At 49.9% G+C, this 26,658-nt stretch carries 21 protein-coding genes; 3 read left to right on the top strand and 18 right to left on the bottom strand.

Annotation, left to right across the window (positions count from 1 at the left end):
- The 13 genes from JW878_00515 to JW878_00455 form a co-directional block, all read right to left on the bottom strand.
- Positions 1–450: hypothetical protein (locus JW878_00515; protein MBN1761548.1), on the bottom strand; the 450-nt coding region annotated here is incomplete at its 3' end.
- A 371-nt stretch (positions 451–821) separates the two neighbouring features.
- On the bottom strand, positions 822–2,675 hold the full coding sequence (locus JW878_00510; GenBank protein ID MBN1761547.1) for a hypothetical protein: 1,854 nt from the start codon (positions 2,673–2,675) through the stop codon (positions 822–824).
- Positions 2,629–5,706, bottom strand: coding sequence for a DUF3344 domain-containing protein (locus JW878_00505; protein ID MBN1761546.1), 3,078 nt, complete (start codon positions 5,704–5,706; stop codon positions 2,629–2,631). The genes JW878_00510 and JW878_00505 overlap by 47 nt, the downstream gene beginning before the upstream one ends.
- A 4-nt stretch (positions 5,707–5,710) precedes the next feature.
- On the bottom strand, positions 5,711–6,421 hold the full coding sequence (locus JW878_00500) for a hypothetical protein (GenBank protein MBN1761545.1): 711 nt from the start codon (positions 6,419–6,421) through the stop codon (positions 5,711–5,713).
- The gene (locus tag JW878_00495; GenBank protein MBN1761544.1) at positions 6,418–7,491 is read right to left on the bottom strand and encodes a hypothetical protein; all 1,074 of its coding nucleotides are present in this window, start codon (positions 7,489–7,491) and stop codon (positions 6,418–6,420) included. Before JW878_00495 ends, JW878_00500 begins: the two co-directional genes overlap by 4 nt.
- Before the next feature lie 251 nt (positions 7,492–7,742).
- Positions 7,743–10,265, bottom strand: a complete 2,523-nt coding sequence (locus JW878_00490; GenBank protein MBN1761543.1) for a DUF3344 domain-containing protein — start codon at positions 10,263–10,265, stop codon at positions 7,743–7,745.
- Between the two features lie 209 nt (positions 10,266–10,474).
- A complete protein-coding gene (locus tag JW878_00485) occupies positions 10,475–11,731 on the bottom strand; it encodes a hypothetical protein (protein MBN1761542.1) in 1,257 nt (418 codons plus the stop codon).
- 281 nt (positions 11,732–12,012) lie between these two features.
- A complete protein-coding gene (locus tag JW878_00480) occupies positions 12,013–13,233 on the bottom strand; it encodes an ABC transporter permease (GenBank protein ID MBN1761541.1) in 1,221 nt (406 codons plus the stop codon).
- Positions 13,230–13,913, bottom strand: a complete 684-nt coding sequence (locus JW878_00475) for an ABC transporter ATP-binding protein (GenBank protein MBN1761540.1) — start codon at positions 13,911–13,913, stop codon at positions 13,230–13,232. The genes JW878_00480 and JW878_00475 overlap by 4 nt, the downstream gene beginning before the upstream one ends.
- Positions 13,910–14,959 (bottom strand): DUF3344 domain-containing protein, encoded by a 1,050-nt coding sequence (locus JW878_00470; protein MBN1761539.1) that lies wholly within the window; start codon positions 14,957–14,959, stop codon positions 13,910–13,912. Before JW878_00470 ends, JW878_00475 begins: the two co-directional genes overlap by 4 nt.
- Positions 14,901–16,691: a DUF3344 domain-containing protein gene (locus tag JW878_00465; protein ID MBN1761538.1), complete on the bottom strand. Its 1,791-nt coding sequence runs from the start codon at positions 16,689–16,691 to the stop codon at positions 14,901–14,903. Before JW878_00465 ends, JW878_00470 begins: the two co-directional genes overlap by 59 nt.
- Before the next feature lie 340 nt (positions 16,692–17,031).
- Positions 17,032–19,269 (bottom strand): hypothetical protein, encoded by a 2,238-nt coding sequence (locus JW878_00460; protein ID MBN1761537.1) that lies wholly within the window; start codon positions 19,267–19,269, stop codon positions 17,032–17,034.
- A complete protein-coding gene (locus JW878_00455; GenBank protein ID MBN1761536.1) occupies positions 19,259–20,392 on the bottom strand; it encodes a DUF3344 domain-containing protein in 1,134 nt (377 codons plus the stop codon). The genes JW878_00460 and JW878_00455 overlap by 11 nt, the downstream gene beginning before the upstream one ends.
- Positions 20,393–20,728: 336 nt before the next feature.
- Here JW878_00455 and JW878_00450 point away from each other — a divergent pair, with 336 nt between their 5' ends.
- From JW878_00450 to JW878_00440, 3 genes are all read left to right on the top strand, one after another.
- Positions 20,729–22,435: a glutamate--tRNA ligase gene (locus JW878_00450; protein ID MBN1761535.1), complete on the top strand. Its 1,707-nt coding sequence runs from the start codon at positions 20,729–20,731 to the stop codon at positions 22,433–22,435.
- A 170-nt stretch (positions 22,436–22,605) separates the two neighbouring features.
- The gene (locus JW878_00445; protein MBN1761534.1) at positions 22,606–23,205 is read left to right on the top strand and encodes a hypothetical protein; all 600 of its coding nucleotides are present in this window, start codon (positions 22,606–22,608) and stop codon (positions 23,203–23,205) included.
- Positions 23,206–23,391: 186 nt separating this feature from the next.
- Positions 23,392–23,970, top strand: a complete 579-nt coding sequence (locus JW878_00440; GenBank protein MBN1761533.1) for a peptidase C39 family protein — start codon at positions 23,392–23,394, stop codon at positions 23,968–23,970.
- 192 nt (positions 23,971–24,162) lie between these two features.
- Here JW878_00440 and JW878_00435 read toward each other — a convergent pair whose 3' ends face one another.
- The 5 genes from JW878_00435 to JW878_00415 all read right to left on the bottom strand — a co-directional run bounded on the left by JW878_00435 (position 24,163) and on the right by JW878_00415 (position 26,648).
- A complete protein-coding gene (locus tag JW878_00435; protein ID MBN1761532.1) occupies positions 24,163–24,333 on the bottom strand; it encodes a hypothetical protein in 171 nt (56 codons plus the stop codon).
- A 170-nt stretch (positions 24,334–24,503) separates the two neighbouring features.
- Positions 24,504–24,740, bottom strand: a complete 237-nt coding sequence (locus JW878_00430; protein MBN1761531.1) for a hypothetical protein — start codon at positions 24,738–24,740, stop codon at positions 24,504–24,506.
- A 66-nt stretch (positions 24,741–24,806) separates the two neighbouring features.
- Entirely contained in the window at positions 24,807–25,142 is a 336-nt protein-coding gene (locus JW878_00425; protein ID MBN1761530.1) for a H+transporting two-sector ATPase C subunit, read from the bottom strand.
- A gap of 415 nt (positions 25,143–25,557) precedes the next feature.
- The gene (locus tag JW878_00420; GenBank protein ID MBN1761529.1) at positions 25,558–25,878 is read right to left on the bottom strand and encodes a hypothetical protein; all 321 of its coding nucleotides are present in this window, start codon (positions 25,876–25,878) and stop codon (positions 25,558–25,560) included.
- Between the two features lie 194 nt (positions 25,879–26,072).
- Positions 26,073–26,648, bottom strand: coding sequence for a hypothetical protein (locus JW878_00415; GenBank protein MBN1761528.1), 576 nt, complete (start codon positions 26,646–26,648; stop codon positions 26,073–26,075).
- Positions 26,649–26,658: the final 10 nt, after the last annotated feature.

Raw genomic sequence — 26,658 nt, 5'->3', positions numbered from 1 at the left:
TATATCCTCGCCACCTGTATATCGCTTGCCCTTGTAGCCGTTGTTCACCACGGTTGCTGCTTGAACGGTTACGTTGTTCGTCTCATTCGACTCAGCAATCTCACCGTCGCAATCTGCCGTGACGGTTATATTCACGTCAGCATCAGCATTTCTGATAGTAGGATCGGTGATGTAGACCGTTGTACTGTTACCAGCATCTAAGAGCGGCACTGCAACTTTCTCACTGTAGCCGTCGCTGAGCACGAAACAGGCATGCGACGCATTGGCTGTCGTAGTACCTATATTTTCGATCTCCGCCTCGATAACGTTACTTTCGTTCCCAAAGAGCTCCCCGCAATTCGGGGCAACACTCGTTACAACCAAATCAGGCAATGCCTGCACGCTTCCCACTATCGCTACCATACCAACAAGCACAAGTACAACTATAACTCCCGTCTTTCTTCCTTCCATTTTCTTCTATCTTTCACCTCCTCTTTTGCGGGGCGTTACCTTCTTCTCTTACCTTCTTTCTATCGCTTGCCTCTCTCCTCAGGCCCTACTTCCGGTTCAACCCTGAAAGGGTGCCGTTAGCGATTTCGTGCCTTTTACTTGCTTTTTGATGTGCGGCATGCACCCGTTACCCCGCCCCTTCGTAAGATAAAACAATTGTTTTTAACACCATTTATAGGTTTCCCTATATAAATGGTGCGTAAAGCGATACTCGATGACAAATATGCGGGAACTAATCCCATTTAGATAAAAAAAAGTGCTACCAAAGATGATGCCCTCGCTACAGGTATACCACCAAAACTGACAAGAGAATTGCGGCGAGGGTTATTGTTCTACTCCAACCGAATTGCCGGTATCCAGTTATTGTACGAGCGTCCATTCGCATCCGTGAACTCGGTGCAGGTGATTGTACCCCTATCTGTCGTGAGTTCCGGGGTATGGTGAATTTGCGGGTACGAGCCCGTTTTTATCGTGTACGTATAGGTATGATTAGCCAGGAGCGGGAATTGATAGGGGAATGTTATAGTGTGGTAGTCGCCGCAATAGCCGTTCCATGTGGCATTTACATCGATACCTGCTCCTTGTATCCGCACGAACTCGGTATGCCCACCAGATCCTGCGCATGGGCAGGTATACAGACGATCAACAACAACGTTATACTTCGGTGTGATGTTACCCTTATGCTCGCCGGAGACACTCGGGTAAGTCCCGGATCCGGTGTCAAAAGGTACTGTAGCAACGGAGAAGTCCCATGAATATCCGAGGGTGTTGTGAGCGGTGTCATTTGCAAGTATCCTAACATTGATTATCTCCTGATCTTGGAAAGGATATTCCGTCTGATATGAAACCCTGAAGCCATTGGCTATCTTTTCTCGTTCCGAGATGACACGATAACCTTTCACGTAGAGTTTTATACTGGTTGGGACTACACCGTGTTCATCAGTGATAGTAACCGCTATACGAGGCAGGGGATTCTTAATAAAGCCTGTGGGCGACTGATTTACGTACTCTGGGGGTTTGCCATCGACCGAGAAATTCCATGAGAAATCCACGATATTCCACACAGTATCCCTTGCGATTAATCTAACGGTGATTCGTTCTTCATTACGGTACGGCTGTTCAGTCTGATAAGAAACGCGATAGCCGTTGTCTAGTTTCGTCTTTTGGGAGAGGACATGCAGACCTTCTATGTATAGCTTTAAGCTATCTTCGTCCACGTTCGAGACATCGGTCACGTCCACAGAAATAAGCGGCGCTATTTCACCGATGAAGAGCGCTGGAGTTGCATTTGAAGGCGACGGCGGAGTCGCATCGACAACAATGACCATCGAATTATTGTAAACGAGTGGATTAACCCGGTCGTCCATTGTTATATTAACAAAATAGGTACCATCGGGGACGGTTGACCCATTGCTACACTCGCCGTACCATAACACCGGTCCCAGGTCGACAACAGAATCACTTGAATACAGTTCTTTGATTATCTGGTGATCTGGATCTTCAATAGCAATCGTGGCAGCTACCGGTTTGGAGAAGACGAGTCTGATTTCTGTACAATCAAAGTGATGGTCGCCGTTTGGCGATATCGTTGCGTTCGATACGTTCGCCGTAACGAGGAAGGGTGACGGAACGCCAACTTCTACCGTTCCGTTTTCACGATCCGTCTCGATTTCTTCAGCAAACGGAGTGCACAGGAGCACTTTACTGAAATTCAACGTGCTGATGCCCGACCCTGCAGTTCCCTGAAAGGTTATCGAGGCGAGTGTTCCTGGATTCGTAACGCCGTAGCCAACGCCTGTTCTGAACTCGCTATACGCCATCTTTCCAAGAGTGTTGTCAACGCTGTTGAGCAGCACGGTGGTGGTTACGCCGTCCTGGCTGAGAAACGACCCTTGTGTCTGTGTGATTGCGTTTAGTATACTGGTGTTGAAATACAGTTCATATTGAGCGCCCGAGACTTCATTCGTGCTCGGGTCGACAGATATCGTGACGGTGACGTTTTCACCCTGAGGGGCTTTCTGATACGATGGGTCAATCTTTATCGAGGCAGGCGAAGCTCCCGCTACGGGGATTACCAGGAACAAGAGCAAGAGCAAGAGCAAGAGCAATAGCAGGAGCAGTGCGGTGAAGCGACCCCTTTTACTCCAGTTTGAAAGCGGGTATCCAGTTAGTATATCGTTTACCATTAGCATCGATAAATTCCTCGCAAGCGATTATACTGCCATCGAACGTGGTATGATTCTGTTTGTGGATAATCTGCGGATAAGAGTCCGTTTGTAGGATATAGTTGTAGGTATGGTTGGCTACGAGTGTGACCTGGTGCGGAAATTGTATAGCGTGTCCGTCGCCCTGATTGCCGTCCCAAGTGGCATTGACGTCCACACCGTTCCCATAAATCCGCACGGATTCAGCGTGGCCTCCGGTTCCCGCACAGGAATATGTGTACAGGCGCGTAACCTCGATGGTGTAGCCGGGCGTGAGACGACCACGGTGCGTACCGCTGATGCTCGGGTAAGTGCCAGGTCCCGTGTCGAATACGTTTGCTTGCTCTGCATATTCTACGAGCAGGAATGCGTTGGACGGCATCATACCATCGCCGTTATCGCCCTGACCCGCGACATTTCCGTTGGCTGTGAGATGGCTGGCAACATCACTCAGGTTTACGCCGACCTGAGGATAGCCACCGCCAGTCATGCGAATGCCGTTGAGCGATACATCGCCGATAGGCTGATAGCCCGAGTACACATCTCTTCCTAGCTCGATACCGTTGAAATACAGCACATTTCTCCCTTCTTCCCACGGGTTATCACTCCACGGCGAGACTACGGCAAGCGTTGCGGTACTCACGTTCTTCAAGTCGATACTCCCGGGGAACGATGCGGTATTGATACATTCTTCTAGGGAGAGTTCTCCTCCGTCCACTCGTCTCCCACCCATAAGTGCATCTGCGCCTTCGTTGATCCAGTATTCACGTAACGGCATTGTATCGTCTTCATACACGACCAAAATACCTCTTCCGGCGTAGCACGGACGACCAGAACTCAGTTCCCGTACGGTCACGATATACGTACCACTTCCGTTGATACACGGGGTCAAATTGAACGCGTAAGTTCCCCAGAGGTTGTTAAAGCCGGGGAAGCACTTGCGATCGTTGTAGCTTTTATCGAGAGGGAGATTTTGATAGGTGGTTCCTTCTGGGGTCGTTACATTTACCTGCATCTCTGGATAGGTGCTCGCCCAGGTGTAATACACATAGAGTCTGGCAAACGCTACGGTAGCATTCGGGGGAAACGATAAATTGTACCGTGCACTGACGGAATCTCCGGATGACAGACCACCGCTTACATAGGAAGAATTCCCTGTGGAGTAATACAAGCCGCCCTGTATCGTGCCGTGTGCGATAGTATCGAGGGGCTCATCCGCACCGTACCCATTCCAATAAACGGTCGTTGTAATAGTTGCATGGTTATTTGTCTCGTTCGTCTCGTCGATTTCGGCATCCGAATCGATAGAAACATTGAGGGCATAGGCCTTCGGACCTCCGCCATTCATGCAATCCTCGCCAATCGGCGTCCAATTGAATAAAACATTCGTTCGAGCACCGCTTTCCAGCCCGTCAACCTCGCTCTTGAATTCCAGTCCGTCTACGTGTAGGGTGACATTGAATCTCGTGGATGCGTACCCTTCGTTAATAATGCTGACGTTCACAAAATTGGAAAGATTGAACCATACTCGCGGCGTCTGGTAATGATACGCTTCAAGGCTCTCCACGATGAGATCTGGTTTTTGCGTAAGGACCGTGACGAGCTTGGAAAGACCGTTATTGGTCTCATTTGATTCGGTAACATCATTATCACAATCTGTATCCCCTGAAAATTCGTAGTTCCCGATTTGTGAAGGTGTCCAGGCAAAAGTGAGCGTGGTAGTATCTCCGGCGGCCAGTCCCGCAAGAGCACGTTTATCCACACTCGACCCATTTATGTCTACGGAAACATTGAAGCGGCCTGCCGCGGCATTCCCGATATTCTTGATAACCACAGAGACATTAGTGCTGACGTCCACAAACGCTGGTGGTGCGAGTATATCACTTACGATAAGGTCGGGCAGTGGCAGCGGGATAATGGTGATGTTCTGAACGAATCCGCCAGCGGTCATCTCAGCTTGCGTTATACTATGATTGAAACTGATTGCATTATCATTGCTTGCATTGAACTGAAGGACGGCTCCCGCATTTACATGATTTGAGTCGGTTGCAATCGCGTAGTAGTTTGACGTTTCGTTCGTGTTCGCACTAAGAATCTCCGAGGTATTGAGATTGGTTACCGTAATCGAGGGATTGAAAATCGGCGTCCCATTGGGGTACGTCACGAACCCGGAGATGGTAAAGAGTGTGGGTCCCTCCACCATCACCTTCCCATTGCTACTGTCAGTTGCTACACTTGAGATGTTGGAATCACTTACCATCACATTATTCAAGTTTAAATCGCTCGTTCCGGATCCAACTGCTTTGAAGGTGATAGATGCCAGCGTACCAGGGTTCGTGACGCCATCTTCCACGCCCCATCGTGTCTCGCCGTATTCGATCCTACCGATCGTGTTATTGATCTTGTTTATTATCACAATGGTCGTGGTGCCATCCTGAGCGAGGAACGTCCCTGAAGTTTGAGCAGTGGCGTTGAGAACGTTCTGGTCGAAGTCCAAAAAGAATTGTGCCCCGTAGATCTCGGTGCCCGCGGGATCCATGGTTACGTTGATAGTGAACGAATCGCCGATCGAGAGATTCTGCTTCGCCGGGCTAACACTTATTCTCGGCTTTTCCGGTGCTCGCTGAAACGTGATGTCATGTTCGGGGTTCATTCCCGTAATAGCCGGGTCATAGGTCAGATACGAGATGTTCGTCCCTGTTCCGTTCGTGGCCACATACTCGAGGACATCCCCCGTGATAACATTGGTCGGTTCGTCTAAGGCCAGGACGTAGTAATTTTGCCATAACGCAATCTGAGGATGGCCTATCCCAAAGTACGTATCATTCCATTCCACGCCCGTTCTCGTATTCGTTATACTGAGCGCGTCGAACCACGCAGGTGAGCCGTCCTCAAAGAACCCATATCCATTGAAGTTCACGGCTAAGCCTGCTAAAGCCGGAGATACCACTAACCCTATCAGGGATACGAACATGACCGTTGTGATTACGACGCTTCTCGCTTCTCCATTCATGTTTTCATCGCCTCTTTCGGCGCAGAATGAAAAATAGCGTCACCGACACCAGTAGTGCAAAGCAGGCTTCAAATCCCGGTAGTAACCCGCTCTGCACCGATGTTGGCCTTGGAGGTGTTATGGCTAAAGGAGAGGATATAGTCTCTGGTGTCGGTGCGCTTAGAGGAGGTGAGGTGTAAGATGAGCGGGAGGAATGCTCTTCGATAGAAGGAGGTGAAGAAGATGGAGGAGCACTTGGGCTTGGACTTGGGCTTGGACTTAAGCTTGAGCTGTGGTTCAAGGACAATGTGTGCGCCTGCGTCGAAGGAAGTGGTGAAATTTGCGATAGCGTGATATTATATTCGAGGTCAAGTTTTGAGTAGGTGGTCTGCGAGATGTTACTTGAAGTGCTGTTTCCGCTTACCGCGTGGAACGTCAAGACGTCACCAACCTGAACATTTTGCGGCTCATCCAAGGTCAGAACGTAGTAATTTTGCCATAGCGCAACCTGAGGATGCCCTATCCCAAAGTACGTATCATTCCATTCCACGCCCGTTCTCGTATTGGTTACCGCAACATGGTCAAAGTATGCAGGTGATCCATCTTCGTAAAACCCATACCCGTGAATATTCGTGGCTACTCCCGCCGATACGGGCAAAACCGCAGAGACAAGTGCTGACAGGATCGCAACGATAGTGAGTGCTCGTCCTTTTACTGCTCGATTCCGTACAGTCATCTCATTCTTCTTCTCCACAGAGCAAAAGCTAGCCCCACCGCAGCTAGCGCTAGAGGTGCCCCAAATCCCGGTATACCCTCATGCTGCTCTGAAGGCGGCGTTGAGGGAGAGTTGGCAGATGAGGGCGGGGCCGTTGACGTCAGTGAGGCCGCTGGAGAGGATGAAAGAGCTGGGGGTGACGATGACTCGGACGAGGGCGTTACATCGGATTCAGGTGTGGCCACAGGGGGTGAAGGTGAAGTACCAGGGATTATTACCGGAAACGTAAGCCTCCAAGCATCTATGCCACCGAGCAAGTTGTAGACGTTTTCGCACCCCTGGTCTACCAGTAGTTCACTGGCGGTTCTGCTTTCAATGCCGCTCTGAGAATAAATGATAATATCCTCTGATCGGTCTAACTCGTCAATTCTGCCTTCTAGCTCTGATAAGGGTATGGATTTCGCTCCGGGTATGTGCTCAGCATTGTACTCCTCGGCTGTTCTGACATCCAAAACGGTAACGTGTTCGGGGTCCTCTGCAAGCATTTCCTGTGCCTCTTCAGCAGAGATATCAACGTACGTTACCGTGGGCGTGGAAGTGGAAGAGGAGCCGGACGTGTCGGAGTCTGACGCGCTGGTAGCTACGGTGCATGTTCCGCTGTTGATCGTGGTTTCAATAGATTCGCCGTCTGGATTGCTTAAAATCACATTGCTCAATTTCAGATTGCTCATCCCCGTCGTTCCAACGACTTCAAACGTAATAGATGCGAAAACACCGGGATCGCTTACGCCGTGCTCCGCGCCCAGCCGGATTTCGGCGTACTCTATCCTTCCAAGGCTGTTGTTGATGGTGTCTGTGATCACGGTTGTGGTTGCGCCGTCCTGAGCGAGGAAGGTACCCTGAGTTTGAGAAGTGGCATTGAGCACGTTCTGATCGAAATAGAGATTGAACTGAGCGCCGGAAATCGCCAAATCGTGGGGGTCAATGCTAATGTCTATTCTGAATGTCTCGCCCGGAGACGCCTCGACCGTTGAGGGGGAAACGCTTATCGAGGCGCTTTGTGCTGCGGCTTGTGCTATTGACCCTCCCACCAGACTTAACACCACTACTACGACAAATCCTATCAATCTTATCTTCTCTTCTTTCATTTATTTTTCCTCCTCCTTCATCTCAATTACCGAGAGATCCTCGATTCTTTGCTGCTCTTTCATCCTCACACGCTCTTATTTCACAGTTCAGTTTCTTTCCTGCCTCCCCGAAAAAAAGGAAAAAGGGAAATTTTTAAAGGGTTATGCACATCTAGTATGATGGGGATGCATTGCTTGTGGCGTAGCAGAACAGCTTACCAGGCGGTGTGTCCCCACATCGTTCCGATGATTACGGCATCGAGAATGTTTATCTCGCAGTCGTTGTTCAGGTCTGCGGCATCCGCTTGCGCGTTACTCCACTTGTATTCGCCGCACGCTTCTCCGCCCGGACAGCTCTGGCCGAAGTTCTTGCCCACCTGCACGGCGTCGAGGATATTCACGCGCCCATCGCCGTTCGCATCTCCCGCCATATAGACGGTAACCGGGAATGCGTAGGTGTCGCTCTGTTCAGGTTCGGCATTATCGATTACGGTAATAGACGCGCTGAACGGCTCGTAGTGCCCGCTTGAACCCCCGACCCATTGCCATGACTCGTACTTGTGCTCCTTGCAAGCGCAGCCGCTCACGTTGCCCTCACTGGTTCCGTATTGACCGTCGCCGAACGCCCATCTGAGATACGTGATCTCGCCATCGGGGTCGTAAGAGGTCGAACAGAGCAGCGCCGAGCACTGGAACTTCTTTGCGGCGTTGTTGATTCTGTGCTTCGAGCAGGCCGAGGCAACGGGTGGTAGTACGTTGTCACCTATTGTAACGTTGCCATCCTCGATCTTAATGACCGCAAAGGACTCGTTGTCCGCCGCATTGACGATGATCACGCCGTCAAGGTCCAGATCGCTCGTTGCGCCGCGTGCGCCGATTGCCGTGAACTGAATCGTAGCGAGGGGGGCCGGATCGGTCACACCTCCGGAGCCTTTTCGCGTCTCCGCATAGGTCACTTTGCCGTTCACCTGATCTATCTCGTTGACCATCACGATCGTGTCATCAAGCCCGCCGAGGAACGACCCTTTGTTCTGCACCTCTGCTCGGACCACGCTCGGATCATAGTTGAGATAATACTCAACCCCGTACACCGGTGCACCATTTGGATTGACAATTATCTCGATGTCAAACTGGCTCTGCGGTGCGACATTCGTCTCTTCTGGCTCGACGCTGATGATTGGTGGCGTTGTAAGTACCAGTATCGCATTGCTCGCTTCCATGTAGTCGCCACTGCTCTGGAACCCTGCGGTATTGTTCGTCGCCTGCAGATACGAACCTACTTCACGCTCGTCAATGCCGATTTGCGCACTGCCTGCGTAATTCCAGACGTTGGTCCAGGTCTGCCCGTTAAAGATCAGCTCGCCTTCGTTCGGACCCGCACCGGGCGCCATGGTTATTAGCTTGGCACTACCAATCGTTGAAAGGTCTATCGAGCCAAATGGTGCGTATGCCGTGGCTTCTTCCGCCGTCGTGCACTGTGACGAGCCGCCGTAGAGCAGATCGAACTCCTCGTTGACCAGTATCTTCCTTAGTGGTTCGTTATCGTCCTCGTAGATCACGACGAGCACCATGCCGCGCATGGATACCTGCCCGCCGCCTGGATAGGAGTTGGCGAGATCAGCGAGGTTGCCACTCGTGCTGAAGTCCGCGGTTACATTGTAGACGAGCGTTCCGTAGGGATAGCTGGAACCGTATCCTTTCTCATCCCAGTAGTGGTAATCCAGTGTCTGCAGATTACCGTTGAACGTGAGGTTCATATAACCTAGCATCACGTTATTCTTCGCCCACGTGTACGGCACGTACAGTCGTGCCTCTTTTACCGTCGCCGTGCCCGGAACCGGCAAGTCGCTCGCGGTCCAGTTGGCCGTGTAGTGCGTCCAGTCGGGATAAGAATACGCACTCAGATAGTAGCTGTCGCCGACTGAATACAGCAGGTCGCCCTTGAGCTCGAACGTTTGCCAGGTGGTGATGTCACTCCCACCGGTGTAGCGTTTCCCTTTATAGCCGTTATTCACGACGGTCTTGGTTATGCTTGCCACATTGTTGCCTTCATTGGCACCTTCGTCAACTTCGCCATTGCAGTCCGCAGTAACATTAATCGTGACCGATTCGCCAGCATTCCTGAGCGTTGGATCGGTGACGCAGACCGTCGTATTCGCACCTGCGGCTAAGCCGCCGGTAACTCGTACCTGCTCACTGAAGGCGCCCGCCTCGAAACTGACGTTGAAGGCACCTGCTGCGCCTGTGCCGTTATTCTCTATCAGTGCACAGATTTCGTTGCTCTCGTTTCCGAAGAGATAACCGCCACAATTTGGCGTGATGCTCTCCACGATCAGGTCTGGCATGTCTGGCTGCGTCCGAGTAAAATTGATGTTGTATTCGAAGTCAAAACCAGTATACGTTGCCGTTGAGTCGTTTGTCCATGTCCCATTTGTAGCAATGTATCTCAGTACGTGACCAACCTGAACATCAAGAGGGTCATCTAGTGCCACTTGGTAGTAATTTTGCCATAACGTAACCTGAGGATGGCCTGTCGCAAAGTACGTATCATTCCATTCCACGCCCGTGTTCGTATTGATTATGCGCACCGAATCAAAGTATGCCGGCGAATCATCTTCGTAAAACCCATACCCGTGCAAATTCGTTGCTACTCCGGATACAGGCGAAGCAGTGAATGCGATCGCAACCAGCAGTACAATCGCCGGTAGTGCAATTTTTCTCTGCGTCTCATGCTTCATCTTTTCTCATTTTCACCTCCTAATTTTTTTGACCTTCGTAAAACCCGAGACTAAAGTTCTCTCCTTTTAGCCCCGGCTTTTTACTTTGCCCCCTCGAGGATTTGCACCACGTAGGGACATGATTTTCCGTTTTCTCTTTTCTCTTCCATTTTTCAGATTTGCACCCCACAAGCGGGAAAAAATAAAAAGGGAGGAAGAATCGTTTTGTTTCAACTACCCGATGATGTCCATGTGAGCGCGCAAGCGCTATTCGGAGCTACTTGATAGCCGATTCCCTGGTCTATTGTCGTGAACTTACTCACCGGTGGGAAGGGTAGGTTCTTGTTGTAAATCTCCCAGGTTTGCGTGGTTGAGTTATAGCGGTTTATGTACGTGTAGTACGGCTCTATTGAAGACAATGCGGTGCTAATTGGTTCGCTGTCTACCGTTGGAATGCTGAAGATGTTTGGTACACTGCCCACCATGTCCTTCGTCAGGTAACGTTTTGTTGAGTTCACGGTGAGCACGGCCAGTATGGGATGCACGTACGCTTCGCCTTCCGCGCCCTCTATTTCGGCAACACTCGCATTGTGATAGATCCAGCCATCGCCATTATCATCGTGCCCGCGCCAGAAGGTCGCGTTGTTGCCTGAGGACTCTACGAGAGCGGTGACATCAAAAGTGAGCATATCCAAGAGATTCTCGGCTATATCGTCGTCTCCCCACGTCTCGTTCCCGTCGTCCCCGATCTGGTTGGGACGGTGATATGCTTCAGGGGCATTGAAGTAGAGGTAATCCGGCTCCGCACCACCCCAAGCATTGCCTCCACCGTAGTGTGCAGTGAACAATTCGGCCGAGCATATCTCCTCGCTGGTACCGTTGAACCACGTAGTGCTAGAATCACGATCCCACTCATAGCCCGTCGAATAATTGTAATGCAGATTCACGTTGCCATCGTTTACCCAGTAGTAGGTAATGAAGCCGCAGCCATCAGTATCGTTATAGGCCTCCACGAGTATTACCCGGAGAATCCTATCGCCAAGTGTTCTCTGTACTAGTGCCTGGTTGCTTGTATTTGGTGTAATAGTGTTCGTTACATCGTAGTATATCCACCAGACGCCATGACCTGCGCCCCAGACGGAGGGATTATCGTCATTCGTGCCGTTGATGAAGATTGGTTGATAGGTATGCCCGTTGAAGGTGGTATTCACCCAGCCGGTGTTATACTCATTCATGCCCCACACGCTGACATAGAGTCGCGCCCAATGGGTCGTGCCATCGGGTACGCTGAAGTTTGTCACATAGGTCTCACCAAAACCCGCGTTGTGGTTGTCGCCATCACTTATATAAGCGCCGCCATAGACCGCGCCCTGTGAACTCGTGGAAAGCTGATAACCGTCATAGTCCCAGTGTGCCAGTGTGGGCGAGCATAGAATGACTAGGATTACACATGCTGCCTCCACGCCTGCGATACTCAATCGTCTCATTCTTTTTCACCTCCTTTTTTGGGTACTTGTAGCGCGCCCCTCCTCGGCGCGTTTCTTCTTCTCGCCTGTTCAGGTGCATTCCAGCCATTTTATACGATACAGACCTTTCACGGGGCCTCGCGCGCATCACTTCCGCGTCGCCATCATCGCCGCCGCCTTTGCCCGCACCGCCTTGGTAACACCATTAGGTAGATTGTTAAAATCAATTTATATTTAAATAGTTATTGTTAACACTAAAAGATACAAAATAGATTTTTATTGTGAAAGAGATAGGAAGACTCTCAGATCTGCCGCAACGCGTCCAACGGGTTCAAGCGCGCCGCACGCAGCGCGGGATACAGCCCGGAAACAACCGAAAGCACGAGCGAGATGGCGAATCCCGCGACCAGTATTGTGGGTGTCACGATGGTGATGCTCCCTGCTTCGAGATTCGCACCGATGCTTCCGCCGAGTGCACTGACCAGAAAGGGCTTGCCGACGAGGTCTATCAAGACTGAGAAGCCCATGCCGAGCAGATCGCCGCAAATGCCACCGATAACGCCTATTATCACGCATTCCGCGAGGAACAGCTTCATAATATCAAAGTCCGATGCGCCTAACGCCTTCGAGAGTCCGATCTCGCCTGTTCGCTCGTAAACCGAGATGATCATCGTGTTCACCACCATAAGCGCGCCGACAACAAGGGAAATACCGGAAAAGAAACCCAACACCAGTGTTACCGCCACCATCAGACGGTTCACCTCGTCGATGACATCCTGCGCGGAGTGCGCCGACAGGCCCAGATCCTTTATCAGCTCGCGCACCGCAGCGGCAAATGCAGGGTCGTCTACTTTTACCACCAGACCATCATACGCATCCTTCTCATCCAGTGCCATCGCCTCTGTAATTTCTACGAAGACCTGATTGTCATGCTCATCCCCCGCGGATTCCAGTACGCCTACGATTACAAATGCTGTCGTCTTGTCCAACGGACGCCCTTCCTCGCCGTACAGTCTGAGCTTCACTGTAAACTCGTCACCCAGCTCTAAGCCCTCGATCAACGCTAAACGCTTGGCGACATCGTAGCCCAGCACAACCGGCAGAGGTGTACCCTCAGCAGTTTCATCAAACCACGTTCCCTGCTCCAATTGCAAGCTGTGGCCACGGATCTGTAGATAGTCCGGCGAGATCCCTTTTACTGCGAGATACGTATTATTCCGCGTGACGTACGAGTCCTCGACATACGGGGCGACAAATGCAACGTGAGCAGTCGATTCGATCGCAGAGACTTTCGAATTGGTAATCAGAGTTACGCTCTCTTCTGAGACGCCTGCGGAAACCTCGATCGTCGTGAGATCGTATGAGGCCTTGATCTGCTCAACCGCCTGAACACGGATTCCTTCGCCCAGAGAAGTGACGCCAATTACCGCCGCGACCCCGATGGCAATTCCCAGCACGATGAGGAATACACGCAGTTTCTTCCGCGTTAACTGCCGAGCTGCTAATGAGAATAATTCCATCATAGCCGCTGAAGTCTCCCATCCAATATTCCGATTACGATGCTCATCCGCTTCGCCGATGCTAGATCGTGCGTTACCATGATAATCGTCTTCTCATCTTCGGTGCTTAACCGCTTGAGTAAATCCAATATGCTCTGCCCGGTCTTCGAGTCGAGGTTGCCGGTGGGCTCGTCGGCCAGTATAAGCTTCGGATCGTTGGCAAGGGCACGTGCGATCGCTACCCGCTGCAGTTCACCGCCGGAAAGTTCGGAAGGGAGGTGCTCTGCACGGTTCTCAAGACCTACTAGGGACAAGAGGTTCCTCGCACGCTCTCTCCGTTCGCTTTTACTCTTCTTCTTATTATCCTTCGTGAAATAGAGCGGGTACTCGATATTCTCGACCGCATTCAACGCCGGTATCAGATTGAAGGTTTGAAAGACGAACCCGATAAACTGTCGCCGTAACAGCACCAGAGACTGTTTATTGTTGTAATCCACCCGCGCGCCATTAAAATGCACCTCACCCGCCGTCGGCGCGTCCAGGCATCCGACGACATGTAAAAACGTTGATTTCCCGGAGCCTGAAGGGCCCACAATAGAAATAAACTCGCCGTCTTCTACTTTCAAATCCACACCGTCTAACGCCACTACGTTCTCGTCGCCCATACGATAATGTTTCGTTAACCCCCGGGTCTCAACGGTCATTTCCTTCCGTCCCCGCTCTTCTCCACCACCAGCACCGCGTTGGTCACCATCATATAATCGTGATTGTCCTGAATCGCGGCGAAATTGTTCGAGGCTTTCAGATGATTGGTCACATCACGCTGATCAACTCCGATCTGAACCATGCTATCGGCAATATACACGTCATTCCAGACCCCGCCGCCAAGGCCGAACAATAATCGGAGCAGTTGCTTCAGGAAGGGAAGCTCCTCGAGCCATCCGCGCTCTTCGTTAAAGTAAAGCGAATTATGCGCCTTCTCTCCGCCAGATACGTAACCGCCTGAGGGAACCACCGAGATTAAATACGCCTTCTCTACATTTTCCACGTCCACAGCTCCATTGAAATAACTCGTGCTGATGGCCATCTCTGGGGTGATTCCGTATTCTGCATAGATCATGTCGCAGCCCTCGTTGATCCAGTATTCGATGAACGGGCAATCTTGATCGCCTTCTGAGCACTCGGTTACGACCAGCAGACCGATTCCTTGCACACTGAACGTGCTTCCGTTCGCATCCATGTTCTTCACGGTAACCGAATAGGAATCTGAATTCATGGGCAGCGTTACCGTGCAATCGTAGACCGTAACACCGGAGAAGTAATCATATTTCCCGACAAAGCCTTTCGTATCCGTATAGGTTATGAGCGGATTCAAAACTTCCGTTCCTTCAGATACCTCCAGTGTAGGATACACGCCGACGTTATCTTTCTGGCTCCAAACCCAGTAGACGTACAGTCGCGCGAGTTTTACGTCTTTTGCCGTTACCGTAGAGGTATCAAAATTGACGGTGTACGAATCATTACACGATATCTGTCCGCTGTAGGTGCTATCGCCAAGAGTGAATACGACAGTGCCACGAACTTCATCGTGCGCAACCGTGCTCAGCGGTTTGTCTCCCGCATACGAGCCCACGACGGGCATGATAGTGACGGCCAGGACAGCAAAGATGCTGAGTGCGAGCACGAGGCCACTAAAAATCGAAGGTAATTTCGTCGACGTTGTTACCCCTCCTGGTTTCTTGTAGCCCATTCCTCTCATCTGCGACTGCTTTTAAGGTGTGCGTTCCTTCCGTCACCACGATGGAAAAATCCGCTGTGAACGAAGTACCGCCTTCTAATCGCTCTATCGTGGTAAGCGCGCTCTTCTCATCGTCTATGTAGAGCGCGAGTTCAAAGTCCGCTGCGGGCAGCTCTCCCTCATTGGTGAGTTCAACAGGAACCGAATACTTGAGCATACTACCACCAATGGGATTTTTTCCTCCGGATTGCTCATCCACGCAGCCGCAGGTCACTAACGCTACGCTGAGAACGGCAAGGATTACGAGAACCTCGTGAAGTCTTCTCGTATCCCGTCTGCAATATAATAGAGCAAAAAGTAAGAGGAGAACACCGATTAACCCAGAGCACGCTGTTACAATACCGCTTGCCGTTGTCGCGCCGTTCTGCTCACGCACGGGCGTCAGAATCCGTACAGACACATCAGGGCTGCCACCGATATGAACATCAGAACTGAAGATGTTGTTGTTTTCGTTCAATTCCTGCACCGCGTTCTCTGCGTCAACTTCCGCTCTGATTGTGTGCGATCCATATAGGGCGTTCCATGGAATGGTCGTCTTTTTGATGCCACTGGCATCCATACGAACAGCATCAGCATAGATCTCAGAATCGTCAACGAACACGCTTAATCGTACGTCGTCCTCGTACAGGCGCCCGTCATTGCTCACCACCGCACGAAGCGTATTCGCGCCTTCGGTCAGGTTTCCGAAGTCGAGTTGGACAGTAAAATCGGGAGCAGTCTTTTCAGGGGTTTTATGTTCCACAGCAAGAACCGCGAGAACAGGATGCAGGTAATACTCTCCCTCCAGGTTACCCTCGTCATCTGCGTCTATAATGCCGTCCCCGTTGACGTCTTTACCTCTGAGGAAGCGGAGCCGATTTTCAGCCTGAGTATACTGCGTCACGTCGAAGCTCTTGAGATCAATCCCATAGGTCTCGTCGTCTTCGTTGTTGGCCACGTCATTCCCGCCTATCTCATGACCGTTGAACTCCAGATAATCGGGTTCTTTGATATTGCCAGCAAGATACGTCACGGTGAGATGCGCAGCGTTAATATTCGCGGGGTCAATCTCACTGCGGAAGTCCACGGATACGAGATCATTGATCGAGGGGGTGGTGCCAGCCCAGCCCATCCCGTGCAGGCTTGGGTTGCCATCACAGACCCAGTACGAGGTTTCCAGCCCGTTATCAGCCTCATAAACGGCGGCGAGGATGATGCCGTAGACGCGGCCATCCAGTTTACTGCCCTTTTCACCTCGGCTCGTCTCTGCGATTCCCGTATTGAGGCCCGGTATAACCTTGTCCGTGACATCGTAATAGACCCAGTAGCCACCATGACTGGAGCAATATACATGGGAGTTATCGTCATTGATGCCTTTCAAGAACGTTTTGCCAAGGTCATCCCCGTTAAACGTCGTCTGCACCCAGCCCTCATAGCGCTCAGTACCTCCCCAGACGCCAACATATAGCCGCGCCCACTTAACCGTAACCCCGTCAGGCAGTTCAAAAGTCTGCTCATACGGCGTGAAGCCGAGCCCACGACTCTCACCCACATAGACGCCACCTTTCAATGTGCCATGAGCTACTTCATCGAGCTTGTCCGGGTACGGCACGCCGTCAAACGAATAGATCGCACCTGCTACCTGTACTAATAACACGATACTGACCACTATCATCCCGATCAAGATTGCCGTTTTATCTTCCACGCTCGCTGTACCTCCATCCCGGGTTGCCACACTACCGAAGTTTGTTGTTTAATATTAATAAATCCTATTTCTTTTATATTACATCAGTTCGAAAAAATTACCAAAATTCACAAGAAAGGATCGGGAAGTTTTTTCTTCAACACACTCCTTTTAAACGTGTAGGAACTTAACCCGGAAGGAGAGAAGAGCTAAGGACACTCCGGATGACTGCTGATGAAGCGGAAGAAGTGAATCATGAGATTAGAAGAAGCTCTTATCGCATTCGTTCAGGATAGCGATGAAACAAAAAGCGATTTTTGGAGCCTTGAAGTGTTAGCTGACTTCTTACGTTTACCTGAAATCACGAGGACTTTTTCGCTTTCGCCCTTATCACATACGCTGCCACCGTAATGAGCAGCGCTAATAACGAGACGAGACAGTCAAAACCCGGTATTGGCGCTCCTGAACTCTCTTCTGGTATGGACATTGTTGGAGTCGGAGTAAGCGAAGGCGAAGGCGTAGCCGTTGCATTTGATATCGCTGTCGATGCAGGTGCGGTGGTTTCAGCTGTTATATTCACGAGCCCGATATCCGAACATCGATCCAGAATGTCCACACAGACCTCCCAGCGCCCCACAGATAGTGCAGTGGTATCAAATTCTGCCGTTATCGTCCCGTTCTCCACTTTAGCCGTCTTCATCTCCCGCTCTTTATTCGAGCCTTCTTCACCCACACTCAGCCATGCAGTAACGCCTTCGTTTACGTTTGTGCGTGCAACAATCGTTAGATTCTCACCAAGAGCGACATCTTCCAGCTCAAGTGTGACCTCAGGATTGACAACTTTAAAGTCCTTCTTCACAAAAAGATCATCACTACCCGCGCCCTTTATCCGATCCTCGAGTATCGCAATCCGCTGGTCCCGGGTCTTCGATTCATCGCCTATCTCCCACCAGCCATCGTATATTGCATCCGTTACACCATCCCGCCCCTTATGGAGTACAAGGGCCGTATACGTGCCGATATCAGGTTCTAGCAGCTTCTCATCCCAGATCCCTTCCTCTCCATCTACCGGTGTAGCCGTCGCTTCCGTGCCATACGGAACTATGACTCCCCCCTCGTGGTTCAATACCAGCAGGTATACCTTATCTACACCTGCTGCGGTTCCATTTATCCAAACATCGTCTCCTTTTGCCGTTATCGGTTGCACATTCAGGGTGAGCTCCTGTGACTCGATCAGAGCAAACTCTGTATCCGCGTCTGCCTTATTTCTTCGCTTCCAATCCTCCGAGACTTCCTCGCCGATACTGAATTCAACAGAAGCATCGATGAACACCTCGACCTTCTTCGGCCCTTCCAGCTCGCCCACGGTTTCATATTCGTATGTGAACTTGTTTCTGTAGATTCTTGCCTTGTCCACGTATTTATCGGCGATTACTATCACTGTGGAGTCGCCATAGGTGGACGTCCCTTCTATCACAACTGGATCGCCTAGTATCACTTCATCCGGTGCTGTCACCGTGACGTCACCCTTGAGGACTTCGATAGAGCACGATGCCTCTTCGTCCTCGTAGCCCCCGAATCTACCATCGCCGTCTACATCTACCTGTATCCGCAGCTCGTGCCTTCCGTGTGAAGCAGTTGCTGTATCCCACAGGAATAACTTCTCGCCTTCTGCATCTAACGTTGCATTCTGGCTTTCCAGCGAATCGATCAATAATCTCGCTTCCTTGTATGAAAATGCACTCTCTACAACTATCTCCGCTCGCTCGCCCTTTGCGATCTCATCAGTTACATCTAGTTCGATCTCTCGCGGTTCTATCTCGAAATTGATCTTCTTCTCAACCTCGGTGGCAAAGTCCTTCAGCACAATGGTGTATCTCCCCTCCACCACGTCCAAATCTGACATCGCCAGCACGATTCCACCCTCTGCTGAGATGGAAATGCCCCAAATATCCTCAGAGACGTTATAAAATTTTGTCTCCGCTCTATACTCGATCGGAATGTCATAAATGTCGTGCCCGTGAACGTCTCGTATCGAATGCCCGCCAGATTCGATGCTGAACTGCATAAAACCCGCTTCTTTGTTGTTTGATTCGATCGTGAGATTCAAGGAGCCCTCTGCATACGTCTTATCTGCGGGATACAAATTCAATCTGAAGGTATGCGTATCAAGCGAGAGCCAGCCTTGATTGTCCGTTTCAGCTTCAAAATAGTCTCCATTACCGTTCGCATCGTCTGAGAATCGATAATAGCCCTCATACTTGCCTTCTGTATCCCACTCTGCGGAAATAAAGGAGGTTTTGAAGTTGCTTGAAGAAGGGGACCCGGCAGCAGTGAATTTCCCGTCTATTCGTATTCCACTCAGTTCGCCCGTGCTATTCAGGAATCCTATTGTTTCGCCTTTGTAAACGACAAATATCGGATTGCCTGCATTCACTTCATCTTTTATCGATATTTCGCTAGCCGTATCGCAGGTTATATCCCCACCGACCTTCGTATAGGTTCGACTTAACGATGATGCTGATGCCGTGGAAATCAGAAATAAGATCGGAATTACACAGAGGAACGTGATGAGAAATAGCGTTCTATTAGCTCTCATTTTTCCTCCTCATGTGATACAGGGTCAAAATAAGGAAACCCGCAACTGTAAAGCCGACTTCAAAGCCGGACGGAGTGGGCGTAGGGGGAGAAGGTGTTGGGGAGAACGTGGGTGCAGGCGTTGCAACTATGGGCGATGGTGTAGCGGTAGCAGACGCAGCAGGCGTTGGCGAGGCGGTTGGGATAGGTGTAACAACAGGACTGGGCTCATCTTCTTCCTCTTTATACGTCACAACCAAAAACGCGCCGCTTGGAACCAAATAGTCTCCATCATCTTCGATCTTCGCTATATTATCTTTCGCTACCACATACTCGGTGACGTCCCGTGTATCAATGGCAAGATCATCATACGGATCCCCGGTATAAACGCTATCCCAGATCCCCGCATTAAACAGAAGTGTGTTTTCACCCCTATCGCCGCTGGGAACGATCGTCACTAAGTTCGCACTTTGTAGTTCCTCGCTCTCGATTACCCCACCAAACCTGGCGGTCGTAATCGCATCTTCAGCATGCTCGATTATCTTCATATTCAGTATGTCACAGCCCTCATTTAGCCAATATTCTCGCTTCTTCCCGCTCGCATCTTCGTAGATCACCAACAGCGCGAGTGCAACCATCGAAAATGTCTTCGATTCCGTCGCACTATTCTCAGCCGTTGTGATATACACGCTACTTCCCCATACCTGATCGGTAACATCATAGCAATACGTGCCGCTGGGGTAGTCATAATCGCCAGAGCCTTTTCTATCTGGGTATTCCCTATCCAACTTTGCTTCCGCTCCATCGAATGTAACGTCCATATCAGGATATACACCCTCTTCTCCTGCGTGGCTCCAGGTCCAGTAAGCATACAATCGCGCTATCTTTACCGTCGCACCGTCTGGAATGTCAAGATCGAAGGAGACCGTGTAGATATCCCCGGGAGATAGTTCACCCATATAGTCGCTATCTCCGATCGTATAGATCAGATCTCCGTAGATCGTATCATGCGCGTAGGTCGTTAACGGGTGATCAGCCGTGTAATCCGCGTTTGCAGGAGTCGAAAGCGTCAATATCACTGCTGACAGTGCCATACAAACAACACTGCCCTTCATCAGCGCACGACTAATACTGCCGTTTTTCATGGTAGTTTTACTCCCCGTTCCGCCATCCCGTAGCAGTCCGGGAAAAGGCGATGCCATCACTCATTTTTACCGGTTTCACGCTTTTTGCCTCGCATCGCCGCACCGCTCGTGCCTTCTCCCTTCATCTACCGTTAAGCGTAAGAGAGCATATCATATTGCTCTTATGGAAGTTGATAGGGAGTTAATAAAAATATTTTGATACAAATAACCTTGAGGATAAAATCTAAGAGTTTGCGGCGCGTATCGTTTTAAAAAGCGAGCCGCGTGGAGAAAAAAAGAAGTTTTTACTTGACTTATCCCTTTTAAACGTATAGCGAAGGAAATCAACAAAGAAGGATGGAAGAGTTAAGGGCACAGATACGGAAATACGCGTTACAGAACGCAGTGAAATACGGTAAATCGCCGAAGAAGGATGTGGTGCTGAAGCGCATGCTCTCAGAACAGCCCGAGTTACGAAAAGACGCTAAGAGTCTCTCGATAGTAGTGAACGAGGAGATCGCGCGTATAGACTCGCTGAGTAAGGACGAGCGCGCGGACGAACTGGCTACAATCGCGCCGGAGTTATTAGATGAGCTAGCTGCAGCGGCAACAGAACCAAGACGTACTGAAACTGGCTTGCCTGAACTGCCGCTGGCAGAGGGGGAGAATGTGGTGATGCGGTTCGCGCCCAATCCCAATGGCGCGGCGACGCTTGGCAGCGCTCGTGGCATTATTATCAATTCGGAGTACGCCCAGCGCTATAATGGAACATTCATTCTGCGATTTGATGATACGGATCCAGTAGTGAAACGGCCGTTATTAGAAGCGTATAGCTGGTATCTAGAGGACTGCGCATGGTTAGATGCTGAACCGGATGAAATAGTCGTGGCATCGGAACGTATAGATTTGTATTATACGTATGTGGAGGAGCTGATCCGGAAAGGGGCGGCGTATGTCTGCTTCTGCCCTGCGGAGACGTTTAAGCTGTATAAAGACAATATGCAGCCCTGCCCCCACAGGACCGCGAGCAGAGAAGAAACGATGGAGAACTGGGAGAAGATGCTCAACGGCGTGTACGAAGAGAAAGAGGCAGTGCTGCGGATAAAAACGGATATTGCCAGTCCTGATCCCGCGTTGCGCGATTGGGTCGCATTCCGAGTGCTCAAACGCGATCACCCGCGAGTCGGCGGGCGATACGTGGTATGGCCAATGCTGGATTTCGAGTCGGCCATCGAGGATCACCTGCTCGGTCTGACGCACATCATACGGGGCAAGGACCTCATGAAATCGGAGAAGCGACAGCGGTTCTTATACGACTATTTCGGCTGGGAATATCCCCGGACGATGCTCTGGGGCAAGATAAAGATACACGAATTCGGCAAATTCAGCACGTCCGAGCTCGGAAAAGCGATAGAACGCGGCGACTACGAAGGCTGGGACGACCCGCAACTGCCAACGCTCAGAGCACTGCGCAGAAGAGGATTTCAACCGGAAGCGATTCGCAAGTTCTTCGTTTCTATGGGTGTCACGCGGAACGATATCGCGGTGAGCATGAAGAATTTATATGCAGAGAACCGAAAGCTGGTGGATGACGTATCGAATAGATACTTCTTCGTGCGGAATCCCGTGGCACTGCGATTGGAAGGGGTGGATTCGCTTGTGGCGCACGCACTAAAGCATCCTTCACGTGAGGGGTATCGAGAGATACAAACTGGCAATACCGTTTACCTCAGTGATACTGATTCCGCGAGACTGGCGCCGGGAAAAAAAGTGAGATTGAAGTATCTCTGCACGGTAGAGATCGAGAGCACCGAGCCCTTAGTGGCAATGGTTATAGATAGAGCTACCGAACCGACGACAGACATGCCCGTTATCCAGTGGGCACCTGCGGACGGCATAAGCGTCAGGGTGAAGAGGCCTGACGGAGTAGCGGAGGAAGGTATCGGCGAGCCGTTAATTGCCACGGAACTCGGGAATGTGGTTCAGTTCGAACGGTACGGCTTCGTCAGGATCGATTCTGTTAACGAACCGAAAATGGAAGTAGTTGCCTATTTCACGCATTAGTTAACGAAAAATAAACTGCTATTTCTTGTAATATTTTTTACATTTTTCGATAGCTTTACGCGCAATTTTTTTAGCTTTTTAGCTGATTCTTTAACGTGAAATGGCGTGTTTATTCAATGTAATTTCGGATATCGTAAGGCTTATATAAAGGGGTACCAAGCTAAGATACCATGCACAAACTAGGCTTCGTACCAAAGATCCGGTCGTTTGATGAAGACTTCTTAAGCGTCTACGAGAACTATTTCGAGATCTACCTTTCCAAACCTTCGTTTATTGCGGGGAATTCTATTCTCCATACCTTTTTGCTACGCAATCTATCGGACGAAGGCTTCCCCGGTGGCGAGCTCTTTGGATACTATTATTTTGACCAGCAGCAACAGTCGATAGCGCCGCGAGTGTTTACCATCCCGGAGATGAAGAGTGGCGAGGAAATAGACGAATTCGTAATTTCCAAGGCAATAGTCCCCGACTTCTTAGGTATCGGTAAGATACCACGATGGGCTCGAACCTGTGCAGTGATCTTCTTCCTGCGTGCAATCGACGGTGACGAGATTGAAGTTCACCGCACGTACGATACTGAGTTTGAAGTGAGAGCTGATTTAAAGCCGCAGATTAACAAGGCAGAGTACGTGTACCCCGTGTTACCAAGCACCTTCGGGACGATCATTAAACAGGGGCAAGAGGTCTACGTGACAATGGAACAGGCAAAAGGTGATTATCGCTTCTACGTATCGGTGGATGGGAAGATAATAACGGAGATTGAAGGGTAATTAAAGTCCAACACCTAAGTTTTAATACTAATTACAGATCCTGGTGACACGATCATACTTTAAATATCGAATAGCCCGTAACTTGTAGGAGTGTTTATCCTGAACTTTTGATCTCAACGATCATTTCTCGATTTTTCCTTTTTCTCCGTAACTGATAAATAGTCCTGTTATCATTTATCAATTGTTATGAAGTTAGAGATACCCTTCCATAAGCAACCAGGAAAATACGATTGTGGCTATACTTCTCTCAGAATGGTACTCGATTATTTCGGGGAAAATCACGAGAAAAATCAAATTCAAGAACTTGCTGGAGAGAGATTTACAAGAGGAGCCCTAGCTATTGGTATCGCATTGGCTGCAAATAAGCTAGGTTTTCAAACCGAATATTATACTGCAGATTTCGGCATTGGTTCTCGAACTTCTAGGGTGATAGAGAAGAGAGGAGAAAGATTAGATAGGGCCACCGTCGAAGTCCAACGTATTTTAACTGAGTATATGGAGTTAAAAGGCCGCGCAGAAGAGAGGATTGTTCCTCTGGACGAAATTCTTGGCAAGATATCTTCAAATTGTGTTCCAATGGTTAGTATTAAAAACAAGCCAACACATATGGTAGTTATTGTTGGTTATAATAATGATGAGGTATGTGTCCATGATCCCGATAGAGGACCATTCCAAAGGTGGGAAAAAGAGACTTTTGAGGATTTTCGAAGGGTTGCCGATTGGGATGCGATATTCGTTTATAAGAAGAATAACCACACTCGATAGTTGAGATTTTCAATATTTTTCCCTCACTGCTTTTTTCACACAAACTTTAGGATATTCAAGTACTCAGTTAGTAAGCTGTCGTTTTTAGACGAGTTACAAGATAGCGATAGAGTTTTTTTTTATAATTGGAAAGCTCCCGTAGATTTTTAGGTTGATTGAAGGTTCCATTATTTAATGCGCTTGCTCTTCGCTCTACTTTAGCTTGTATGTCAGGCAGCCCGCCTCCCTCACGTTAATATTGTCTTCCCGCCTCTGCCTTTCAATCCTCCTAAACGCGGTTATCACCTTGTGGACGCCAAGGTAGATACAGCCGGTTTCCACACATATCGCGATAAGAGGCTTATTCGTATCTCGCTTGGCCATAATCGCCTCCTGTATTCACTCCAAATCCGCGAGCAAACTTATTCGTGCCATTGCCTCTCCGCTCTTCTCTTTCCGCTTTAAACTACCGGATCGTAACGCACTAAAATCACCTAATACCGCAGGGCTCAATTTACCGTGATAATTTTCAAGAACGAAGAAACAGCACGGAATCATTCGTATTTCAGCTTCATGAGCGCATAAGAGATAAGCAGTCCAAAGATGAAGCCGAGGAAGGACAAGGCGAAAGCAAGCGCGAAGCTGGCTACGCTGCCCTCGAATCGCTTACCGAATGTAAACCCGCCGAATAAACCGAGGAACGTGAGAACCGCGATAAGAAAAGCAAAAGGAAGGGCTTGGAAAAAAAGATTGCCCTTTAGCTTTCCTTTCAACTTTGCCCAAAGTTGCATTTTACGTCTTCTTTACTTTTTGTTTTTTTTGCTTCACACGGCGCATTGAGCGCTCTGCGCGGCTATCTATATCTTCGTCCAGAGCATGAATGCGATCAAAAGCCCATAGATAGCTATTGCCTCGGCGAGAGCTACGAAAATAAGCACTCGCCCGGATATCTCAGGCTTCTCCGCCGTCGCGCCAGCAGCAGCAACACCGGTAGCTACTATTGCCCAACCCGCAGCGAGTGCGGAACCCACCATCGTTGCTGCTGTTGCTAAGGCGATCCATGCGCCTTCTGTCATTCCCACTGTAGCTGCCGCTTCTGCTTCTTGCGCTCCTGCAAGCCCCACACTCAATCCCGTGAGGAGCAAGAGCACGCAGAGCGTAAATGCAAACCTGTATTTCATCTTTATCTCCATTTCTTTCACCCCTTTCTTTATTTTAGGTAGTTGTCGAGATATTATTTGATAAGGGTATATAAAATAATTGGTTTTTTTTGAGCCCACGTGGCAAGAACGAAGATATTTGGAGCTTCTTCGGAAGCGGCCTTTCGGTCCTTCGCTGCACAAGCTATGTTCCGAATCTCTTTGTGCGGGCAATCCGAAATCTATCGAGCCCCCACGCTCTGTTGTGGCGGATGAACTGTGAGCTGCACCCGATGGTCGCCACGGCAATCACCTTCGTTCGGTCTGGTCTTATCTTAGCGTGCCTTCGCCTATTTCGATCCCTTCATAATCTTTGGTGGTTATCGTAACGGTACCCACGCTACCCAGCGCTTCATCCAATTTAGAATCCCATGCAGTCGTTTTTACGCTCTGAGAAGCGCATAACGACTCAGGACTTCAGGCTAATATACAGTAATATCGCCAAGGCCACAAATTCAAACAGATCAGGCAATATGGTGAACAAGCCCAACGCATTTATATGGCGAAAGCCCCACATCACGTGGACGAACGGATTCGAGGTGAACGCCTGCACAAGCAGGAGAATAACAAAAGCGATCAAGCCCAGCGCGAATTTCGATTTGATCTGCCCGTAGTTCCTCGCGTAGATGACAAGTAAACACAACAAGAGTATAATGTTCCCTAATGTTGTAACCGCTTTGAGGTTGACGAGCCACATGTCTGGCTGAGGCTGCGGCAGTGGTATCGGCATTTTTATCACCTTCTATTTTTTTCTCTTTCCGTTTTAAACGGTATTCCCGTAATCTAACATGACCTGCTTTCTTCTTCCCCTTGTTCGTTTACCAAAACTGAAAAAATAGTGGGTGCGTGGAAGATGTGGAAAAAGAACCACGCACCACTCACTACTACGGTTTGTGTATAATGGCGGCTATACCATCTCCGTTATCACTGTTCCGCTACATCTGGAGGAGTTGGTGGAAATTCACCGAATCCTGGCTCTCCTCGAAACCCTCGCATGTGCGGGCCCATGTTTTCACAGATACCATCACCATCTTCATCCACAAATTGCGGGCCGCTGGGACAGGTGATGTTATACTGCTCCGCTAACTGCTGCCGGAACTCCTGCATTTGTTCCTGCACTTCCTCTCGCTCCTCGTCCGTCATGTCGATACCATACTGCTCCGCTAACTGCTGTCTGAACTCTTGCATTTCCTGATGCTGCTCCTGTTGCTTTTCCTGTAGTTGCTCCCGCATTTCCTCTCGCTCCGCGTCCGTCATGTCGACACCGTACTGCTCCGCTAACTGCTGCCGGAACTCCTGCATTTGTTCCTGCACTTCCTCTCTCTGCTCCTCCGTCAATTGGTTCATACACCCAGGACCTCTGGACCACTGATGTGCTCCCGTGAGCGATTCCACACCTTCAGGTGGTTGCATGCCAGAATTGTCCCGGGCGAGAACCGCACCAGTGGCCGTTGCCACCAATGCCAGAACCACCAATCCTGCAATCAATTTTGTTTTCATTTTGTCATAT

Source organism: Methanomicrobia archaeon, from assembly GCA_016930255.1.
GTDB lineage: Archaea > Halobacteriota > Syntropharchaeia > Alkanophagales > Methanospirareceae > JACGMN01.
This window is presented reverse-complemented; position numbering and strand designations above follow the sequence as displayed.

What these genes read in the sequence shown, in the direction of transcription:
- JW878_00510 (MBN1761547.1), bottom strand. Translation starts at nt 2,675, where the DNA reads ATGGTAAACGATATACTAACTGGATACCCGCTTTCAAACTGGAGTAAA.
- JW878_00505 (MBN1761546.1), bottom strand. Translation starts at nt 5,706, where the DNA reads ATGAATGGAGAAGCGAGAAGCGTCGTAATCACAACGGTCATGTTCGTA.
- JW878_00500 (MBN1761545.1), bottom strand. Translation starts at nt 6,421, where the DNA reads ATGACTGTACGGAATCGAGCAGTAAAAGGACGAGCACTCACTATCGTT.
- JW878_00490 (MBN1761543.1), bottom strand. Translation starts at nt 10,265, where the DNA reads ATGAAGCATGAGACGCAGAGAAAAATTGCACTACCGGCGATTGTACTG.
- JW878_00485 (MBN1761542.1), bottom strand. Translation starts at nt 11,731, where the DNA reads ATGAGACGATTGAGTATCGCAGGCGTGGAGGCAGCATGTGTAATCCTA.
- JW878_00480 (MBN1761541.1), bottom strand. Translation starts at nt 13,233, where the DNA reads ATGATGGAATTATTCTCATTAGCAGCTCGGCAGTTAACGCGGAAGAAA.
- JW878_00475 (MBN1761540.1), bottom strand. Translation starts at nt 13,913, where the DNA reads ATGACCGTTGAGACCCGGGGGTTAACGAAACATTATCGTATGGGCGAC.
- JW878_00470 (MBN1761539.1), bottom strand. Translation starts at nt 14,959, where the DNA reads ATGGGCTACAAGAAACCAGGAGGGGTAACAACGTCGACGAAATTACCT.
- JW878_00460 (MBN1761537.1), bottom strand. Translation starts at nt 19,269, where the DNA reads ATGAGAGCTAATAGAACGCTATTTCTCATCACGTTCCTCTGTGTAATT.
- JW878_00455 (MBN1761536.1), bottom strand. Translation starts at nt 20,392, where the DNA reads ATGAAAAACGGCAGTATTAGTCGTGCGCTGATGAAGGGCAGTGTTGTT.
- JW878_00450 (MBN1761535.1), top strand. Translation starts at nt 20,729, where the DNA reads ATGGAAGAGTTAAGGGCACAGATACGGAAATACGCGTTACAGAACGCA.
- JW878_00445 (MBN1761534.1), top strand. Translation starts at nt 22,606, where the DNA reads ATGCACAAACTAGGCTTCGTACCAAAGATCCGGTCGTTTGATGAAGAC.
- JW878_00440 (MBN1761533.1), top strand. Translation starts at nt 23,392, where the DNA reads ATGAAGTTAGAGATACCCTTCCATAAGCAACCAGGAAAATACGATTGT.
- JW878_00435 (MBN1761532.1), bottom strand. Translation starts at nt 24,333, where the DNA reads ATGGCCAAGCGAGATACGAATAAGCCTCTTATCGCGATATGTGTGGAA.
- JW878_00430 (MBN1761531.1), bottom strand. Translation starts at nt 24,740, where the DNA reads ATGCAACTTTGGGCAAAGTTGAAAGGAAAGCTAAAGGGCAATCTTTTT.
- JW878_00425 (MBN1761530.1), bottom strand. Translation starts at nt 25,142, where the DNA reads ATGGAGATAAAGATGAAATACAGGTTTGCATTTACGCTCTGCGTGCTC.
- JW878_00420 (MBN1761529.1), bottom strand. Translation starts at nt 25,878, where the DNA reads ATGCCGATACCACTGCCGCAGCCTCAGCCAGACATGTGGCTCGTCAAC.
- JW878_00415 (MBN1761528.1), bottom strand. Translation starts at nt 26,648, where the DNA reads ATGAAAACAAAATTGATTGCAGGATTGGTGGTTCTGGCATTGGTGGCA.